The sequence below is a fragment of the Phycobacter sedimenti genome, from assembly GCF_038148855.1.
In the GTDB taxonomy this organism is placed as follows: Bacteria; Pseudomonadota; Alphaproteobacteria; order Rhodobacterales; family Rhodobacteraceae; genus Phycobacter; species Phycobacter sedimenti.
Window position 1 is genome coordinate 280065 of the sequence record NZ_JBBVGR010000001.1, and the last position, 16016, is coordinate 296080.

Annotated in this window: 19 protein-coding genes and 1 tRNA gene; 8 read left to right on the forward strand and 12 right to left on the reverse strand. The window is 61.6% G+C overall.

What is annotated here, in order from left to right:
- Window positions 1–32 precede the first annotated feature (32 nt).
- Window positions 33–1988 (forward strand): phosphatidylglycerol lysyltransferase domain-containing protein, encoded by a 1956-nt coding sequence (locus AADA15_RS01335; RefSeq protein WP_341639740.1) that lies wholly within the window; start codon window positions 33–35, stop codon window positions 1986–1988.
- Window positions 1989–2061: 73 nt separating this feature from the next.
- A complete protein-coding gene (gene bmt / locus AADA15_RS01340) occupies window positions 2062–3084 on the forward strand; it encodes a betaine--homocysteine S-methyltransferase (protein WP_341639741.1) in 1023 nt (340 codons plus the stop codon).
- Between the two features lie 59 nt (window positions 3085–3143).
- Here the strand turns inward: bmt and AADA15_RS01345 are convergent, their stop codons facing one another.
- Window positions 3144–3362, reverse strand: coding sequence for a DUF6500 family protein (locus tag AADA15_RS01345; RefSeq protein WP_341639742.1), 219 nt, complete (start codon window positions 3360–3362; stop codon window positions 3144–3146).
- 10 nt (window positions 3363–3372) lie between these two features.
- Window positions 3373–4452, reverse strand: a complete 1080-nt coding sequence (locus tag AADA15_RS01350; RefSeq protein WP_341639743.1) for a PA0069 family radical SAM protein — start codon at window positions 4450–4452, stop codon at window positions 3373–3375.
- Window positions 4453–4671: 219 nt separating this feature from the next.
- Here AADA15_RS01350 and AADA15_RS01355 point away from each other — a divergent pair, with 219 nt between their 5' ends.
- A complete protein-coding gene (locus AADA15_RS01355) occupies window positions 4672–5373 on the forward strand; it encodes a corrinoid protein (RefSeq protein WP_341639744.1) in 702 nt (233 codons plus the stop codon).
- Between the two features lies 1 nt (window position 5374).
- Window positions 5375–6088 carry a DUF1638 domain-containing protein gene (locus AADA15_RS01360; protein ID WP_341639745.1) on the forward strand — a complete coding sequence of 238 codons (714 nt, stop codon included), beginning with the start codon at window positions 5375–5377 and terminating at the stop codon, window positions 6086–6088.
- Window positions 6089–6124: 36 nt separating this feature from the next.
- Here the strand turns inward: AADA15_RS01360 and AADA15_RS01365 are convergent, their stop codons facing one another.
- Window positions 6125–6754, reverse strand: a complete 630-nt coding sequence (locus AADA15_RS01365; RefSeq protein WP_341639746.1) for a glutathione S-transferase family protein — start codon at window positions 6752–6754, stop codon at window positions 6125–6127.
- Window positions 6755–6863: 109 nt separating this feature from the next.
- On the opposite strand from AADA15_RS01365, the gene AADA15_RS01370 reads away from it, so the two are divergent.
- On the forward strand, window positions 6864–7580 hold the full coding sequence (locus AADA15_RS01370; RefSeq protein WP_341639747.1) for a helix-turn-helix transcriptional regulator: 717 nt from the start codon (window positions 6864–6866) through the stop codon (window positions 7578–7580).
- 13 nt (window positions 7581–7593) lie between these two features.
- Here AADA15_RS01370 and AADA15_RS01375 read toward each other — a convergent pair whose 3' ends face one another.
- Complete coding sequence (locus AADA15_RS01375; protein ID WP_341639748.1) at window positions 7594–8001, reverse strand: SufE family protein; 408 nt, start codon at window positions 7999–8001, stop codon at window positions 7594–7596.
- A gap of 136 nt (window positions 8002–8137) precedes the next feature.
- Between AADA15_RS01375 and AADA15_RS01380 the strand changes: the two genes are divergently transcribed.
- Entirely contained in the window at window positions 8138–8647 is a 510-nt protein-coding gene (locus tag AADA15_RS01380) for a hypothetical protein (protein ID WP_341639749.1), read from the forward strand.
- Between the two features lie 89 nt (window positions 8648–8736).
- Here AADA15_RS01380 and rnd read toward each other — a convergent pair whose 3' ends face one another.
- From rnd to AADA15_RS01400, 4 genes are all read right to left on the reverse strand, one after another.
- Window positions 8737–9894: a ribonuclease D gene (gene rnd / locus AADA15_RS01385; RefSeq protein ID WP_341639750.1), complete on the reverse strand. Its 1158-nt coding sequence runs from the start codon at window positions 9892–9894 to the stop codon at window positions 8737–8739.
- Between the two features lie 83 nt (window positions 9895–9977).
- The gene (purN, locus tag AADA15_RS01390; RefSeq protein ID WP_341639751.1) at window positions 9978–10574 is read right to left on the reverse strand and encodes a phosphoribosylglycinamide formyltransferase; all 597 of its coding nucleotides are present in this window, start codon (window positions 10572–10574) and stop codon (window positions 9978–9980) included.
- Complete coding sequence (purM, locus tag AADA15_RS01395; RefSeq protein WP_341639752.1) at window positions 10571–11617, reverse strand: phosphoribosylformylglycinamidine cyclo-ligase; 1047 nt, start codon at window positions 11615–11617, stop codon at window positions 10571–10573. The genes purN and purM overlap by 4 nt, the downstream gene beginning before the upstream one ends.
- A gap of 123 nt (window positions 11618–11740) precedes the next feature.
- A complete protein-coding gene (locus tag AADA15_RS01400; RefSeq protein WP_341639753.1) occupies window positions 11741–12709 on the reverse strand; it encodes an MBL fold metallo-hydrolase in 969 nt (322 codons plus the stop codon).
- A 114-nt stretch (window positions 12710–12823) separates the two neighbouring features.
- Here AADA15_RS01400 and AADA15_RS01405 point away from each other — a divergent pair, with 114 nt between their 5' ends.
- Both AADA15_RS01405 and AADA15_RS01410 read left to right on the forward strand, forming a co-directional pair.
- Window positions 12824–13759 (forward strand): LysR family transcriptional regulator, encoded by a 936-nt coding sequence (locus tag AADA15_RS01405; RefSeq protein WP_341639754.1) that lies wholly within the window; start codon window positions 12824–12826, stop codon window positions 13757–13759.
- A 36-nt stretch (window positions 13760–13795) separates the two neighbouring features.
- A tRNA-Ile gene (locus tag AADA15_RS01410) sits at window positions 13796–13871 on the forward strand.
- A gap of 153 nt (window positions 13872–14024) precedes the next feature.
- Here AADA15_RS01410 and AADA15_RS01415 read toward each other — a convergent pair.
- The 4 genes from AADA15_RS01415 to AADA15_RS01430 form a co-directional block, all read right to left on the reverse strand.
- A complete protein-coding gene (locus AADA15_RS01415) occupies window positions 14025–14225 on the reverse strand; it encodes a hypothetical protein (protein ID WP_341639755.1) in 201 nt (66 codons plus the stop codon).
- Window positions 14226–14509: 284 nt separating this feature from the next.
- Window positions 14510–14875 carry a hypothetical protein gene (locus AADA15_RS01420; protein ID WP_341639756.1) on the reverse strand — a complete coding sequence of 122 codons (366 nt, stop codon included), beginning with the start codon at window positions 14873–14875 and terminating at the stop codon, window positions 14510–14512.
- Window positions 14872–15624: a hypothetical protein gene (locus AADA15_RS01425; protein ID WP_341639757.1), complete on the reverse strand. Its 753-nt coding sequence runs from the start codon at window positions 15622–15624 to the stop codon at window positions 14872–14874. The genes AADA15_RS01420 and AADA15_RS01425 overlap by 4 nt, the downstream gene beginning before the upstream one ends.
- A 29-nt stretch (window positions 15625–15653) precedes the next feature.
- On the reverse strand, window positions 15654–15917 hold the full coding sequence (locus AADA15_RS01430) for a spike base protein, RCAP_Rcc01079 family (RefSeq protein ID WP_341639758.1): 264 nt from the start codon (window positions 15915–15917) through the stop codon (window positions 15654–15656).
- Window positions 15918–16016: the final 99 nt, after the last annotated feature.

Consider the following 16016-nt stretch of genomic DNA (forward strand, 5'->3'; position numbering starts at 1 on the left):
TCACGAATCCGCGCGCACCAACAGGAACGCCAATGACCAGTCCAAAACGCACGCTTTCTGGATCGGTGCTCGCCGGTATCCGGTGGACAGCCCCATTGGCGATGGCAGTTCTTTGCCTTTGGGCGCTTGATGCGCGCGTAGGGCTGCCCTCCCTGCAGGAGCTTGGCGAAACCCTGAGCACAATTCCCACCTGGCGCTGGTTCGCCGCCCTTCTGGCAACCGCTGTCAGCTTCTGGGCGCTTGGCCGGTATGACACGGTAGCGCATCGCCACTTGGGAACAGGTTTCGATGGCGCGCCTCAAGGCCCACGCGCCCGCCGCGCCGGCATGGCGGCCATTGCCTTTTCTCAAACCACGGGGTTCGGGCTGATCACCGGCGCATATGCACGCTGGAGGATGCTGCCGGGGCTGACCGCGCTGCAAGCCGCCCAGATTACCGCCCTGGTCGGATTCACCTTCATGGTCACCCTCGCCGCCATCAGCGGCGCAGCCTTGCTGATCAATCCGGTGCTGCCCGGCATGGGGTGGCTGGGCGCCGCGCTGATCGCAGGGTTTGTGGCCGCATTGGCGGGCAGTTTCTGGTATCCTTCCCTGCGGATCGGAAAGCTCAAACTGCGCTGGCCCTCCCTGATAGCAATGACTGCCCTGCTCGGCTGGACGGCCCTTGATGTCATCGCCGCAGGCACAGCACTTTGGATCTTGCTGCCCACCGGCCTGGAGGTAACCTGGGCCAGCATGATCACCGTCTACTTCATTGCTCTTGGCGCAGCCATCCTGTCCTCGGCGCCGGGTGGGGCCGGCCCGCTTGAGCTGACGGTCTGCGCGTTATTGCCCGGCACCGAGACCAGCGTCCTTTTGGGGGCGCTTGTGGCATTTCGCCTTGTCTACTACGTCGTCCCGGCATCCCTCGCATGCATCGCACTGCTGTTGCCGCGCAAAGCCACCCTGTCCGTCGGCCCTCCGCAAGAGGAAGCCCTGATCGGAACCCAGAGGCGTGCTGCGCATCAGCTACCGGCTGAGCGCCCCAATGCCGAAGCGGCGATCATCGCGCAGAACGGAGGCCACCTGCAGGCCTTCGGACTGAACCAGCTTGCTATGCTGGACAGCCCGCAATGCTCGATTGCCCTCTTCGACCCTGTCTCTGGGCATCTGCCCGAAACTCTGCCGCTTCTGGCTGCCCATGCCCGCCGTCGCAACGCCTCTGCCTGTCTTTACAAATGCAGCGCCCGCACCGGCCTTGCCGCGCGCGGTGTCGGCTGGAAGGTTCTGCGCGTCGCGGCAGAAGCCGTTGTTCACCCCGCCACATTCAGCGACAGCGGATCCTCGCACCGACAGTTGCGCCGAAAACTGCGCCACGCTGAAAAGGCCGGGGTGACGATCCTGCCCGCGCACGTGTCCCTGCCAATCGAACAAATGGCCGAGATCGACAGGCAATGGCAGATTTCGCACGGACGCGCCCACGGCACCACAATGGGGCAGTTCGAACCAGGTTATATCGCGCATCAGCGCATCTTCATTGCCTGGCGGGAGGGGCGCCTTGACGGGTTCATTACCCTGCATCAGACACCGAAGGAATGGTGCCTTGATCTGATGCGCCTGCGCCCCGATGCGCCGGACGGAACCAGCCACGCACTGGTCCGCAGTGCAATCGCCGCCGCTGCCGAGGAAAATGTCCCGCGCCTGTCCCTTGCTGCCGTGCCCGACCATCGCTGGGCCCACCGTGTCGACGATGGGCTGCGCCGTTTCAAATCCTGTTTCGCGCCCACTTGGGAGCCGCGCTATGTCGCCGCCAAGTCCTGGGCCCATATGGCACTGTCGCTGGTGGAGCTGCTGCGCCTTGTGCACCGCCCTGATGCAGTCGTTCCGGCCCCCGAAGCGTCTCGGCATATTGCCCCCACCGCGGACAATCTCAGCCGCGAGGACCTGGCCGGGCACGCACTTCATAATGAACTTGAGGATTATGCATTTGCCCTCAACGGCTCTCCGTGACAGGACGGACCTGAATCCCTGCTGACTGGCCTGCGGCCCTTGGCATTCACCTTTTTGACAGGAAGCACCTGCGATGAGCAACACCTTCACCCAGCTTCTGGAAACCAAAGACGTTCTGTTGGCTGATGGCGCCACGGGCACCAACCTGTTCAACATGGGCCTTCAATCAGGCGATGCGCCGGAACTGTGGAACACGGACGAACCTCAAAAGATCAAGGCGCTCTATCAGGGATCCGTTGATGCGGGCAGCGATCTGTTCCTGACCAACTCTTTCGGCGGAACGGCTGCGCGCCTGAAACTGCATGACGCCCAGGGCCGCGTGCGCGAGCTCAACCGGGTGGCTGCGGAACTCGGCCGCGAGGTCGCCGACAAGGCAGAACGCAGGATCGCCGTCGCCGGTTCGGTCGGCCCGACTGGCGAAATCCTTCAACCGGTCGGTGAGCTTTCCCACGAATTGGCGGTTGAAATGTTCCACGAACAGGCCGATGCGCTGAAAGAGGGCGGCGTCGATGTCCTGTGGCTCGAGACGATTTCCGCCCCCGAGGAATTCCGCGCCGCAGCCGAAGCCTTCAAGCTGGCCGATATGCCCTGGTGTGGCACCATGAGCTTTGACACCGCAGGCCGCACCATGATGGGCGTGACCTCTGCCGCGCTTGCGCAGCTGGTCGAGGAGTTCGACAATACCCCGCTGGCCTTTGGCGCCAACTGCGGGACCGGCGCCTCGGACATCCTGCGCACGGTACTTGGATTTTCCGCACAAGGTACCGAGCGCCCGATCATCTCAAAAGGCAACGCCGGTATTCCGAAATACGTCGACGGGCATATCCATTATGATGGCACCCCCGAACTGATGGGGGAATACGCGGTGATGGCCCGCGATTGCGGAGCCAAGATCATTGGTGGCTGCTGTGGCACCATGCCCGACCACCTGCGCCATATGCGCGAGGCGCTCGATACCCGTCCGCGCGGTGAGCGCCCGACGCTGGAACGTATCGTCGAGGTCCTTGGCCCGTTTTCTTCGGCCAGCGATGGCACCGGAGAGGATTCCTCTGACGCTGGCGAGCGTCGCACCCGCCGGGGCCGCCGGCGCGGCTGATCTCATCTCGATCACAACACATCGGAAGGGGCCAGGCAGGCCCCTTTTTTTGTGGCAGGTTATTCACCCGCCCGCACCATCTCACGGATCCGCGCCGCCTTTTCAAAATGGTCCAGACGGTGGGTTGAAATCCACCACGTGGCAGCCTCCATCAACAGCTTTGGATCGTCGTTCCTGTTTGCAAAGAAGGCATAGAAAGACAGGCCCACATCAGGACCTTTCTGAGCAATCCTGCGCTCACAAACCGCAATTATCTTTTCTCTCAGGCTCTGACGCATTCTTCGTCTTTCAAAAAAGGACCAGTTGGTCCCCAGGCTGCGGGGGAACCGCGAAGACATCACAACGCAAGGACGGTGATTTCTCATTCAGCCCAAGACGCTTGCACGCTGCGCGAAAGCGCCGGGCGATCACGTCGGCATACTCTCCCTCGCCGCGCATCCGGTGCCCCCAGCGCGGATCATAATCCCGCCCCCCATGCATGTCCCGCAGGCGCGCCATCACCTTCGGGGCGCGGTTGGGTTCATGCTCGGCAAGCCACTCCTGCCACAGCGCGGAGACCTCGCGCGGCAAGCGCAGCATGATCCAGCTGGCGGCATCGGCTCCGGCTTCGGCTCCAGCGGCCAAAAGCGCCTCGACCTCATGATCGGTCAGCCCCGGCACGATGGGCGACGTCATGATCCGCACCGGGATCCCCGCCTCCGTCAACCTGCGCATCGCAGCCAGCCTGCGCGCGGGCAGCGGCGCGCGCGGCTCCATCCGGCGCGACAGTTCCGGGTCCAGCGTGGTCACTGAAATCCCGACCCGGACAAGACCCAGATGCGCCATGGGCGCGAGAATATCGATATCGCGTTCCACCATCGCGCCCTTTGTCACGATAGCCACAGGATGGCCAAAATCACGCAGCACCTCGAGGCACCGCCGGGTGATTTCATGGTCCCGCTCGCAAGGTTGATAAGGGTCCGTGTTGGTGCCGATGGCGATGGGTGCCACGCGATAGCGTTTGGCAGAAAGCTGTTGCCGCAGCAGGTCGGGGGCATTGGGGCGGGCGATAAGGCGGGTTTCAAAATCAAGTCCCGGCGACAGCCCCAGGTAGGCGTGGCTGGGGCGCGCAAAACAGTAGATGCAGCCATGTTCGCATCCCCTGTAGGGATTGATCGAGCGATCAAACGGCAGATCGGGAGAGCGGTTGTAGGTAATGATGCTGCGCGCAGGTTCTTCCCGGATTTCGGTGGGAATCACATCGCTTGGCGCCTCCTGCACCCAGCCATCATCAACCGCAACACGCTCCGGCTCAAAGCGGCCTGACGCATTGCTGAGGCTGGCGCGGGCTTTGCGACGCAACAAAGTTTGGTCTGAAACAGAGGTCATGCCTTTTAGATGGCAGAACCGCGGGAGCAAATAAAGAACAAACAAGTGAAACCGAAGATTTCCTTGCGAATTCTTCATTATCATTCGGCATGTTTTCCGCCTATAGGTCGGTTCGGATAAAGGCAGTGTCGCAAATTCGCAGTCGCGCTGCGGCATTCTGGCCCATTAGTCGAATAAAAGGCCAAGCCGGGGTTTCCCCGCCAGTCAAGGAATAGGCGCATGTCGGAAGAAGAAGACGAAATCATTCTGGCGGAGCTGGACGATGAGGAACTTGTCCAGCAGATGTTCGACGATCTCTATGATGGGATGAAAGAAGAGATCGAGGAAGGTGTGAACATCCTTCTGGAGCGCGGCTGGGCGCCGTACAAGATCCTGACCGAGGCCCTGGTGGGCGGCATGACCATCGTGGGCGCCGACTTCCGCGATGGCATCCTGTTCGTGCCCGAGGTGCTGCTTGCGGCAAACGCAATGAAGGGCGGCATGGCCATCCTGAAACCGCTGCTGGCCGAAACCGGCGCGCCCCGCATGGGCTCCATGGTGATCGGCACGGTCAAGGGCGACATCCACGACATCGGCAAGAACCTGGTTTCGATGATGATGGAAGGCGCCGGTTTCGAGGTGGTGGATCTGGGCATCAACAACCCGGTTGAGAACTACCTGGAGGCACTGGAAGAGCACCAGCCAGACATCCTTGGCATGTCTGCATTGCTGACCACCACCATGCCCTACATGAAAGTCGTGATCGACACGCTGGTCGAGCAGGGCAAGCGCGACGACTATGTGGTGCTGGTGGGCGGCGCGCCGCTCAACGAAGAGTTCGGCAAGGCCATTGGCGCAGACGCCTATTGCCGCGATGCCGCGGTGGCCGTGGAAACCGCCAAGGACTTTGTTGCGCGCAAGCACAACCAGATGAGCGCCTGATTTGGCCCGCAAAGGACGCGCAGCCCGCCTGACAGAGCGGGTTGCCTTCCGCCCCCCGTCCGGGCGCAGTCTGGATGAGGCCTCCTTGCGCGACGAGGGCCTTGCCGCGCCCGAGAAGAAGACAGGCCGGATCCTTTTGATCGGCTGCGGCGCGCTGGCACGCGAGATCCTTGATATCAAGGAAAAGAACGGTCTGGATCACATGGATCTGACCTGTCTGCCCGCCAAACTGCACCTATATCCAGACCAGATCGCGCAGGCCGTTGAAGGCGCGGTTCTGAAACACCGGTCGGTCTATGATCAGATCTATGTGGTCTATGCCGATTGCGGCACTGGCGGCCAGCTGGAGCGGGCATGCGCCGACTTGGGTGTCGAGATGGTTCCCGGCCCCCATTGCTATGCGTTCTTTGAAGGTAACGACACCTTTGCGCAGCACACCAAAGACGGGGAAATCACCGCCTTTTACCTGACCGACTTTCTCGTCAAACAGTTCGATGCCTTTGTCTGGCGCCCCATGGGGCTGGATAAACACCCCGAGCTGCGCGACCTGATCTTTGGGAACTACACGAAACTGGTCTACCAGTCGCAGATCAAGGACCCGGCCTTGCTGGAGAAAGCGCAGGCCTGTGCCGCGCGAATGGGACTTGCCTTCGAACATCGCCACACCGGCTATGGCGATCTTGAAATCAGCCTGACCCGATGGGCTGCCGACTGACGCACCGCGCAGGCACACCAGCCGGGATTCTGCTGCCTATGCGGGTTCAAGCGCGCTGAGCTGCTCCATTGCGGCGGTCTCATAGGCCTGAAGCGCTGCGCCGTCCATTGCCTCGCCAACCCGTTTGACCCAGGTTTTGATCACCGCACTGTCCGGCATGAACTGAGGCGCCCACTGAAAGGCCGAAGCCATGAGGATGTCAGCCGTGCTCAGGTCTTCACCCAGAAGAAACGGCTTGTCGCCAAGACCGCGCTCAAGTGCGGCACCGACCTCCTCCATGCTGCGGAACGTGCTAGCGAATGCAGGATGTTCGATGCCCGCAAAGGCTGCGACCAGAACAGGCTCCAGTACGCCACCATAATAGGCCATCCAGCTGAGGTAAGCCCCGCGTTCAACTGAACCGGGTTTGGGGTTGAGCGGCTGGCCGAACTGCTCATCCAGGTACATCATGATGGCGGCGCTTTCGCGTACCTCCTGACCATCGTCGGTGATCAGGAACGGCACCTTGCCTTCGGGGTGTGGGTTGCCGGGGTCGCGCCGTCCGCCGCCGTCCTGGCGCGGCACATCGACGACCACGACCTCCACATCGCTCAGATGACCCATCTGCATCAACTGGGCAATCACGCGCGAGGACCGGCTGTTCGGGGAATGGAAAAGTTTCGGCATATCAAAGACCTTCTCGTTTTCATGTCTGTCATCTTGGGATTGATGATGCGCTGCTTATGCGGCTATCTTCCTGCCAATTCCCGTCAGGATGTTTTGATAGCCATACCCCATGTCCAAGAGCGATCGCCTGTTTCGACTTCTCCATCTGATCCGAGGCTTGCGCCCGCCTGTGACGGCGGCGCGGCTGGCCGCTTCGATGGAGGTGTCCGAGCGCACCATCTACCGCGATATCGACAGCCTGCGCGCTGCCGGGGCGCGGATCGAAGGCGAGGCAGGCCTGGGCTATACCATGACCGAGGACCCCGCCCTGCCGCCGCAGACCTTTACCCAAATCGAACTGGAAGCGCTGACGCTGGGTTTGGCAGATGTGAACCAGCGTGGCGATGCCGATCTGGCGCAGGCTGCAAATGACGCTCTGGTCAAGATCCTTGCGACCTTGCCAGAACGCCAGCAGCGTCAGGCCATGCATGCGGTCAATCTGGTACACCGGTTCAACACGCCGCCGGAGCCGACAATCGACATGACCCTCCTGCGGGAAGCAATGTGGGCAGAAGAAGCCCTGGATATCGGCTATCGCGACCTCAAAGAGGTACGCACCGAGCGCCGGATCTATCCGCTCGCCCTGTCCTACCATGATCGCAATGTGATGCTACTCGCCTGGTGCTGCAAACGCCGGGATTTCCGCAGCTTCCATGTCACCCGCATTGAAGGTTATGAAAAGACAACAGAAAGCTTTCGCCCGCGCCGGGTCGCATTGCTACGGGAGTTTGTCAGAACCCTGCGCATACGCGGCCCGCGCGACGCAACCAACGCGCCGTCGCAATAGGCCCCTCCTGCAGTCAGGCGCCTGCGGCGATGTCTCGAATGCGCTCGATCATGGCGCGCAGCCCGTTTGAGCGCTGCGTCGACAGATGGTCGTTGAGCCCCAGACGCCCGAGTTCCGCCTTTGCATCTACCGCAAGCACATCGGCCGGGGACAGCCCGTTGTACAGCGCCCGCAGAACCGCGATCAGCCCGCGCACGATCATCGCGTCGCTGTCACCGTCAAAGCGGAACACCCCATTCTCGAGGGTGGGATGCAGCCAGACCTGGCTTGCACAGCCCTCGACCTTGGTGGCAGGCACCTTGAAGGCATCGTCCAGAGGCTCCATCGCCTTGCCCTGATCGATGACGTGACGATAGCGGTCTTCCCAGTCTTCCAGGAATTCGAAATCCTCGACGATCTCTTCGAACGCGGCGCTGGCCATGGGCAGGATACCCCTTTTCCGGTTTCACTTCGGGCAGCTCAGGACCTATGCCGACCGCCCGGCGTTTTCAACCGCTTTTCAACGCAGCTGCAATGGGGTAACCACATTCAGGGAGAACTCAAACGGGCGGGATATCATGCGCAAACCCCTATCACTACTTCTGGCCGGTTCAATCGTCCTGGCAGGCTGCGGCGGCTGGCGCGACTCCCGTATCAACCCGTCCAACTGGTTCGGCTCATCCCGGGTCGCAGAGGCTCCAGTCAGCGACGACGTGAACCCATTGATCCCTGAGAAAACCGGCAGCGGTCTTTTTGACAAGCCCGAAGCCGAGGATCGCACTGTTCTGGTCGCCGAAGTGAGCGAGTTGCGGATCGAGCGTACACCGGTCGGTGCAATCATCTACGCTACGGGCGTTGCTTCGCGACAGGGTGCCTTTGATGTTGAGCTGCGCCCGGTGGAAAACGACGATCCATCGGTTCTGGAATACGACTTTCGCGTCGTCTACCCCGAAAAAGCCACACCCGTGGGAAGCGCGTTCACACGGACCCTGCGCGCCGCGCGCAGCCAAACCAATGAAGATCTGTCCGGTATTCGCCTGATCCGGGTCAATGGGGCCACCAACGCCCGTGAAAGCCGCCGCCGCTGATCTGCGGCTGGCGGCCCGCCTCGGCGACCAAGCGGGTGACGGGACAGCGCCTCCTGAGAGGAAAGCCCCGGTAGATCTGTCCGATCAGATTACAGCGAAACGACCTTGACCGTCTGTCCCTGCGCGGCCAAGGCGATTTCGCCGTCACACAGGCGCAGGGCATCTTCACCGAACACCTCGCGCCGCCAGCCCGACAGGGCCGGCACATCGCGCTGGCCGCCGGCGATGGCGTCAAGATCGGCGCTTGGAGCGATCAGTTTGGCGGCAACGCCCGAGCTTTCGGTCTTGGCCTTCAAAAGCACCCGCAAAAGATCTGCCAGAGCCGGGTTCACCTGCAGTTTCTCGCGGCTGCGGTCCGGCTTGGGATGTTGCTCCGGCGGGCAGTTCATCCCACGGCCAACGGCCTCTAGGATTCCTTCGGCGATCGCCCCTTTGCGCGCCTCGCGCAACAGCAGGCGAGAGCCGCCCAAATCCGCCGCGGTACGCGGTTTTGTAGAGGCCAGCTCAACCAGCGCATCATCCTTGAAAACCCGGTTGCGCGGCACGTTGTTGCGTTGCGCATAATCCTCCCGGAACGCGGCAAGTTCCCGCACCACGGCAAGGAATTTCCCCGAGGTGGTCCGGGTCTTGACCCGGCGCCAGGCCTCTTCGGGACGGATGTCATAGGTTGCCGGATCGGTCAGCACCTGAAGTTCCTCGGCCACCCAGTGGCTGCGGCCGGAGCGGTCGAGTTCCGCCGCCAGATACTCGTAGATCTTGCGCAGATGCGTTACATCGGCCAGCGCATAGGTCTTTTGAGCTTCACTCAAGGGGCGGCGCGACCAGTCGGTAAAGCGCGAGGTCTTGTCGAGGCCCTGTTTGACGATCTTCCGCACCAGGGTTTCATAACCCACCTGCTCACCAAAGCCGCAGACCATGGCCGCCACTTGGGTATCAAACAGCGGCTCAGGGAACACGCCCGCATCGACCCAGAAGATCTCAAGGTCCTGGCGGGCCGCGTGGAACACCTTGACCACGCTTTCATCGCGAAAGAGCTCATACAGCGGCTCAAGCGACAGCCCATCGGCCAGGGGATCCACCAGAACCGCATCGTCCTTGCCATCCCCGGCAAAGGCCAGCTGGATCAGACAGAGTTTGGAATAATAGGTCCGCTCGCGCAGGAACTCCGTGTCCACCGTCACATAGTCATGTTTGGCCGCTTCCCGGCAGAAGGCGGTCAATGCGTCGGTGGTGGTCAGTGTTTTCATCTGTCGCGGCTTTTCTTGTTATGTCGTCCGTTTGCCTTGGTGATACGCCCTTGGGCTGGGCAATGCAAACGAAGCGCAGCGTGTCAGTCGATCAGGACCGGAGTGCGATCCCCCGCTGCATAACGGCGCAGCACCGCAGGATAAAGAAGGTGTTCCTTGACCAGCACCCGCGCGGCCAACGCCTCGGGTGTGTCTCCGGGCAAGATGGGCACCCGCGCCTGGCCAAGGATGGGACCGTCGTCCAATGCGGGTGTCACCTCGTGCACCGTGCAGCCGTGCTCGGCATCGCCCGCCTCGATCGCCCGTGCATGGGTATGCAGCCCCTTGTATTTCGGCAGGAGCGAGGGATGGATATTGAGCATACGCCCCTGAAACTGCGACACGAACCCCCGCGTCAGCACCCGCATGAACCCCGCCAGACAGACGATATCAGCGCCCGCCTCAAGGATGGGTTTGACGAGTTCTTCCTCAAAGGCCGCACGATCCCCCTTAAACGGGCGGTGATCGACGACGGCTGTCGCGATCCCGGCTGCGGCCGCCTTTTGCAGCCCGCCGGCATCCGCGTTGTTGGACAAGACCAGACAGGGGCGTGCCGGATGATCACCGGTCATGCTATCCACCAGCGACACCATGTTGGAGCCGCCGCCCGAAATCAGGATGGCAACCTTCTTGTGGCTCACAGCAGCTTGCCCGAGTAGCGCATGCCAGCGCCTGCGGTCACGGTGCCAAGGCGCGTCACGGTCTCGCCTTCGCCCGTCAGCACCTCAGTCAATGCATCGGCGCGATCGGCCGATACGGACAGGATCATACCAATGCCGCAGTTGAAGGTCTTCAGCATCTCTGCCTCGGCAATACCGCCGGTTTCAGACATCCATTTGAACACGGGCGGCAGATCCCAGCTGTCGAGGTCGATATCCGCACCCAGACCTTCGGGCAGCACCCGCGGAAGGTTCTCGGTCAGGCCGCCACCGGTGATATGCGCGAGCGCATGAACGCCCCCTGCCCGCACTGCGGCCAGAGACTGTTTCACATATAGGCGAGTCGGCATTAGAAGCGCCTCGCCCAGGCTTCCGTCGGCAAAGGGGCAGTCCGCATCCCAACCGAGACCGGAAAGCTCCACAAGTTTACGCACCAGCGAATAGCCGTTGGAATGCACCCCGTCAGAGGCCAGCCCGAGCAGCACATCACCCTCTTCAACACCCTCCGGCAGGGCGGCTCCGCGCTCCATCGCGCCTACAGCAAAGCCCGCCAGATCAAAATCGCCCTCGGGATACATGCCAGGCATTTCTGCCGTCTCACCACCGATCAGCGCGCAGCCGGAGCGCACGCAGCCCTCGGCAATGCCTTCGATGATCCGCGCGGCGGTGTCTGTCTCCAGTTTTCCAGTTGCGAAATAGTCTAGGAAAAACAGGGGCTCGGCACCCTGACACACCAGATCGTTGACGCACATGGCCACAAGATCGATGCCAACCCCATCCACAACGCCCGTGTCGATGGCAATGCGCAGCTTGGTTCCGACCCCGTCAGTGGCCCCCACCAGAATGGGATCACTGTAGCCTGCCGCCTTGAGATCAAAGAGCGCACCAAAGCCCCCGAGGCCGCTCATCACGCCCGGGCGATTGGTGCGTTTTGCAGCCGGTTTGATCCGGTCCACCAGCGCATTGCCCGCATCGATGTCCACACCCGCGTCCGCATAGGTCAAACCGTTCTTGCCGCTACTCATCGCCTGGCTCCTTTGGAAGTGTTGCGCTGCCTTTAACGCAAGGCGCTTCGGAAGGGAACAAGGGAATCCGCCGCGCCCCAACAGAGGACGCGGCGGCGCACTCATATCACGCGCCCGAGGCCATCACAGGCCGAACTGCCAGGGCGCAGCCTGATAGGCATAGGCCTGCCCCCGCCGCAGCACGCGCCCCAGCCCCGGAAAATCGAGATGGCTGCCAGTCAGCAACAGGGCGTCCGATGCCGCGCGGTCCAGCATCTTGCGCCGGGTCTCAGCCGTGAGCGCCGGATCGGTATCAAAGGCAATCGTCCAGTCCGGATAGGCAAACTGAAGCGCGGTGCTGTGCACCAGATCCCCCCAGAACAATAGCTGTTCTGCCCCGCCATCCAGCATGAACCCGGTGTGGCCCGGCGTATGTCCGGGCAACGGCAGCGCAGTGAAGCCGCTGGCCACAGCCACTTCGCCGTCAAAGAGCTTCAGCCGATCCCCGTAGGGGGCAACGGTACCCCGCGCCATCCTGAAAAAGCCACGGCTGCTCTCGGGAACAGAGGCCATGACCGCATCGTCGTGCCAAAAGTCCCATTCGGTTTTCGACACAACGAGTTCGGCATTTGGAAAGGCGGCTTTTCCGTCGGCACCGATCAACCCGCCAGAGTGGTCAGGGTGAATGTGTGTCAACAGCACCGTTCCGATCTCGGCAGGTTTCACACCCGTTGCGGCCAGCGCCTGCCCCAGCCCGCCGAGGTTTGGCCCCATTAGGTCTGCGGTTCCGGCGTCGATAAGGATCTTTTCCTCTCCCCGCTCGACCAGATAGCCATTCACCGGGATATCGAGGCCCTCCGGCGTCATCCGGTGCAAGCCTCGTGCGAGCGCAGCCTGCGCTTTTTTCTCGTCATAGGCAGCAAAAAGCTGGGAGGGCAACGGCAGATGGCCATCAAGCAGAACCGTGATGCGCACATCACCAAGGGTAAAGCGGTGCAGAACAGGCGGCAGGGCGACATTGGGTTCCCTCTGTGCCATTGCGGGACGCGACACCAGTGACAAAGAGGGAGCAGCCGCAAGAGAAGACAGGAAGGTTCTGCGATTGAACGTCATAACGATCTCCAATATGATCAGACCAGAAATTGGTCTCAGATCCGACCTAAACCCGAGATCCGCTGCCCACTAGAGGGCAAACGCCTATCACCACTATCAGGATTCCTTATACCCATGGACCGTTTGTCACTGCTGGAAAGCTTCACCATCGCCCTGGACGAAGGCAGTCTGAACCGGGCGGCTCGGAGGCGTGGCATCAGCCAGCCTGCCATGAGCCTTCAGATCAAACAGCTGGAAGAGGTCTTGGGGCAGCAACTCCTCCTGCGCACCTCAAGCGGAGTGAAGCCAACCCGGCAGGGCGAACTGGTCTATGCGCAGGCGCAGGGTCTGCTTGCGGGCTATGATCGCATGTGCGCCGAGCTCAGCGCGCTGGACAAATCGGTGTCCGGCACCTTCCGGGTCAGCACCAGCACCTTCTTTGGCCGCATTGTTCTGGGGCCCGTTCTTCTCGACATCAATCAGGAATTTCCCGACCTTGATATCGTCATGAAGCTGGAAGACCGGCTTGTGGACGTCATCCGCGAGAACATTGACCTGGCGATCCGTTCTGGCACGCTCGGGGACACCGAAGGGGCGGCGCGCAAGATCGCCGAGATGGAGAACATTCTCTTCGCCACGCCACAGTATCTCGACTCCGCCGGTCGCCCGGAAACCCCGGACGACCTCAAGCGTTTGAAATTCATCCAGCACCACGAGGATCAGACCGGTGGCTATTTTCCGCTTCACCGGGACGGGGTCGAGCATCAGGCCCCGGTGCGGGTCGGCTTTACGGCAGATGATCCGGACCTCATCATCCGGGCCGTCACGAACCACACAGGCTATGCCCGCGCGCCCCGCCTGTTTCTCAATGACGCCCTGGAAAGTCGTCTGTTCGAGGAAATCCTGCCCGACTATCAGGTTCCGCCAAAACCGATCTTTGCCGTCTACCCCTCACGGCACAGCTTTGATCGGCGCCACGAAGAGATCATCAAGCGCCTGCAGGACAAGCTGAAATCCATGCAGAACGCCGCAATGGTCCGCCAAACAGGTGCAACCGCAATCACCGCTTGACCTCACTGCGGCCATTGCCTAACCAATCCACATGGCGGGCCTGTAGCTCAACGGTTAGAGCAGAGCGCTCATAACGCTTTGGTTGCAGGTTCGAATCCTGCCGGGCCTACCACCTCATAGACCAACCTCTTGAACTATTTTTCGCAGGCATTCCTTCGAGGGTGCAAAGCCGCCACGTCCGAATGAGGGGAAAGCGCCGGGCCTGCAATAGCGGCCACCGGCACCTTGCACGCCGAGATGCAAAAGCGGTCTTCTTGATGACTGCTCAGGCGGACAGGGGCGCAAGACCCCGCAGAGCCTTGGCCATTTCCTGGTAGCCAGCATAGCCGTATTGATCGTGCATGCTCTCGTACCAGGCCGCCCATGGCTCCCGCCGCTCCTCCGGGAATACGTCGTACCAGAATCCCTTGCGAACGCTCACCTGGCCATCAGGCAATCTGGCCACCTCGATCGATGCTGCACTCATCGATACCTCCCCACTTTTTGCTACCCCAAAAGATCTCTTCTTGCCTCGCGCTGAAGGGTCTCAGCCTGCTCCGCTCTCAGGTTGACCTCCGCCCATTTCCAGCACTTTCGCTCTAAAAGAGACGCGGAGATTGGGCAATAGACAGCCTCCCTTTTGGCGGGCTTGCCTGAATCACCGGGCCACTCGTCTGTCCCGCCGAACAGCATCAAAAAGCAGTCCTTTCTCCGCCTCTCCTTTTTCACACGCACCCGCCAATAGCCTCCAGGCTTCGCATCCCTTTGCGCTCAGGGGTCAGGCTGCTCTGCCTCAATCCGCACAAGCCCAGCCGCCTGGGCCAATGCGCTGAATTGCGCGCCCGCGGGCGTTGTGGCTGGCCCGACGGCTTTCAGAAGCACGGGCAGCACCGCGGCAAGATCGGCAGGCGCGACGCCTTTGGGCCCCATACCAGCCCCCGCTGAAGCGAGCGTGCCGACAAAACCCTGGGTGGCCACCGCAGACAGACCCCAGTGCGTTGCCGGCCCGGCGATATCAGTTGCCAGAGGTACGGAATAGCAGCCTGCGCCCCAGTCCATGGCCTCGGCAATCCGGTTTGCCGCCTCATGCTGTTCATCCGGAACGATTAGGGCAATGCGGTAGATATAGACCGTCATGCGACCTGCCCGGACTTGCTGGCGAAATAGGCGCGTACAGCGGCGATCTGTGCATTGGACGGAACGCCGTTCACCTGCATGGCACCATAAAAGCGGATATTGGCCTTGTTGGGTCCTGCGATCGTGAAGGGGTCTGTGGACCCATCGGTCAGTGTGACGCCTGCGCCCAGGGTCACCGCCCCGTTTGCGTGCACTTCCGTTTCACTTGCCGAGGCCAGAGCATGGGCAACAATGTCCAGACCCGTCACAGCCGTTCCGATGGTTGCTCTTCTCCCGTTGCCGCCGAATGAGGCGGTCACCGAGTCCGCAATTGAGGAACTCAGGAAAACCAGAGGGTGTCTGTTCTCGCTCCCTCCGGACGCGCTTCTGTTGCAGACGATGTGCGGGTAGGAAGAACTGAAACTCAGGGACCGGAAAGCGGTGCAGTTGAAGATCTCTGTGGCAAAGGGCAAGGGCATAACCGTTGCAAGCTCATCGTCCACACCGTCAAATTCAAGCCAGTGCAGCCCTTCAGCCTCCTGGTACACCGGCCTTGCCGCATCTGACGGGGCGACAACGTCGTTGCCGTTGCCGCTCTTGTCCTGCAGCAGCCGCACCGGATCACCGGGGGATGTCACAGGCATGGTCCCGGCAACATCCTGGAACATCGTGGAAAGGTCCGACGGGTCCAGCCAGAGGCCGTCATGTCCGGCCGGAAACAGTGCGGCCGGATCAGCACCCGCATTGGCAGCGACAGTCGCATGGATCAACGTGCACGGGCCTGCACCCGGACCCAGCATCAGATCCAGCCCACGGCAGTTGCAGTGGTCCCGGTCGCCTCGACACCGATGGCTGAAAAAGGGAGGATCTGCCCGGATACGACCGGATAGGTCAGCAGGCTGCCCTCGCTGTCCCGGATCACAAGATCCCCCCCAACAAGGATGTAAAGGACACGCGGCCTGACAGGCAGATCGCTCCCGTCAGCAGGCACAATTGCAAAATGCTGGGCGCCGGGGCTTTCAAGACCGCGGGCGAAATTCGAAAACGGATCATCCTGAGGCATGTTCATTCCTATTTTCAGAGGTCCGCTCCCCCGGCCGAAGCAGACACAGGATGCCGGTTCCCGGCCTGCCCATGCGATCCCGAGACAGACCAAGCCCTG

What these genes read in the sequence shown, in the direction of transcription:
- rnd (WP_341639750.1), bottom strand. Translation starts at nt 9,894, where the DNA reads ATGAAAACACTGACCACCACCGACGCATTGACCGCCTTCTGCCGGGAA.
- AADA15_RS01375 (WP_341639748.1), bottom strand. Translation starts at nt 8,001, where the DNA reads ATGGCCAGCGCCGCGTTCGAAGAGATCGTCGAGGATTTCGAATTCCTG.
- AADA15_RS01400 (WP_341639753.1), bottom strand. Translation starts at nt 12,709, where the DNA reads ATGACGTTCAATCGCAGAACCTTCCTGTCTTCTCTTGCGGCTGCTCCC.
- AADA15_RS01420 (WP_341639756.1), bottom strand. Translation starts at nt 14,875, where the DNA reads ATGACGGTCTATATCTACCGCATTGCCCTAATCGTTCCGGATGAACAG.
- AADA15_RS01345 (WP_341639742.1), bottom strand. Translation starts at nt 3,362, where the DNA reads ATGCGTCAGAGCCTGAGAGAAAAGATAATTGCGGTTTGTGAGCGCAGG.
- AADA15_RS01405 (WP_341639754.1), top strand. Translation starts at nt 12,824, where the DNA reads ATGGACCGTTTGTCACTGCTGGAAAGCTTCACCATCGCCCTGGACGAA.
- purM (WP_341639752.1), bottom strand. Translation starts at nt 11,617, where the DNA reads ATGAGTAGCGGCAAGAACGGTTTGACCTATGCGGACGCGGGTGTGGAC.
- AADA15_RS01335 (WP_341639740.1), top strand. Translation starts at nt 33, where the DNA reads ATGACCAGTCCAAAACGCACGCTTTCTGGATCGGTGCTCGCCGGTATC.
- AADA15_RS01355 (WP_341639744.1), top strand. Translation starts at nt 4,672, where the DNA reads ATGTCGGAAGAAGAAGACGAAATCATTCTGGCGGAGCTGGACGATGAG.
- AADA15_RS01415 (WP_341639755.1), bottom strand. Translation starts at nt 14,225, where the DNA reads ATGAGTGCAGCATCGATCGAGGTGGCCAGATTGCCTGATGGCCAGGTG.
- AADA15_RS01370 (WP_341639747.1), top strand. Translation starts at nt 6,864, where the DNA reads ATGTCCAAGAGCGATCGCCTGTTTCGACTTCTCCATCTGATCCGAGGC.
- bmt (WP_341639741.1), top strand. Translation starts at nt 2,062, where the DNA reads ATGAGCAACACCTTCACCCAGCTTCTGGAAACCAAAGACGTTCTGTTG.
- AADA15_RS01380 (WP_341639749.1), top strand. Translation starts at nt 8,138, where the DNA reads ATGCGCAAACCCCTATCACTACTTCTGGCCGGTTCAATCGTCCTGGCA.
- AADA15_RS01430 (WP_341639758.1), bottom strand. Translation starts at nt 15,917, where the DNA reads ATGCCTCAGGATGATCCGTTTTCGAATTTCGCCCGCGGTCTTGAAAGC.
- AADA15_RS01365 (WP_341639746.1), bottom strand. Translation starts at nt 6,754, where the DNA reads ATGCCGAAACTTTTCCATTCCCCGAACAGCCGGTCCTCGCGCGTGATT.
- AADA15_RS01350 (WP_341639743.1), bottom strand. Translation starts at nt 4,452, where the DNA reads ATGACCTCTGTTTCAGACCAAACTTTGTTGCGTCGCAAAGCCCGCGCC.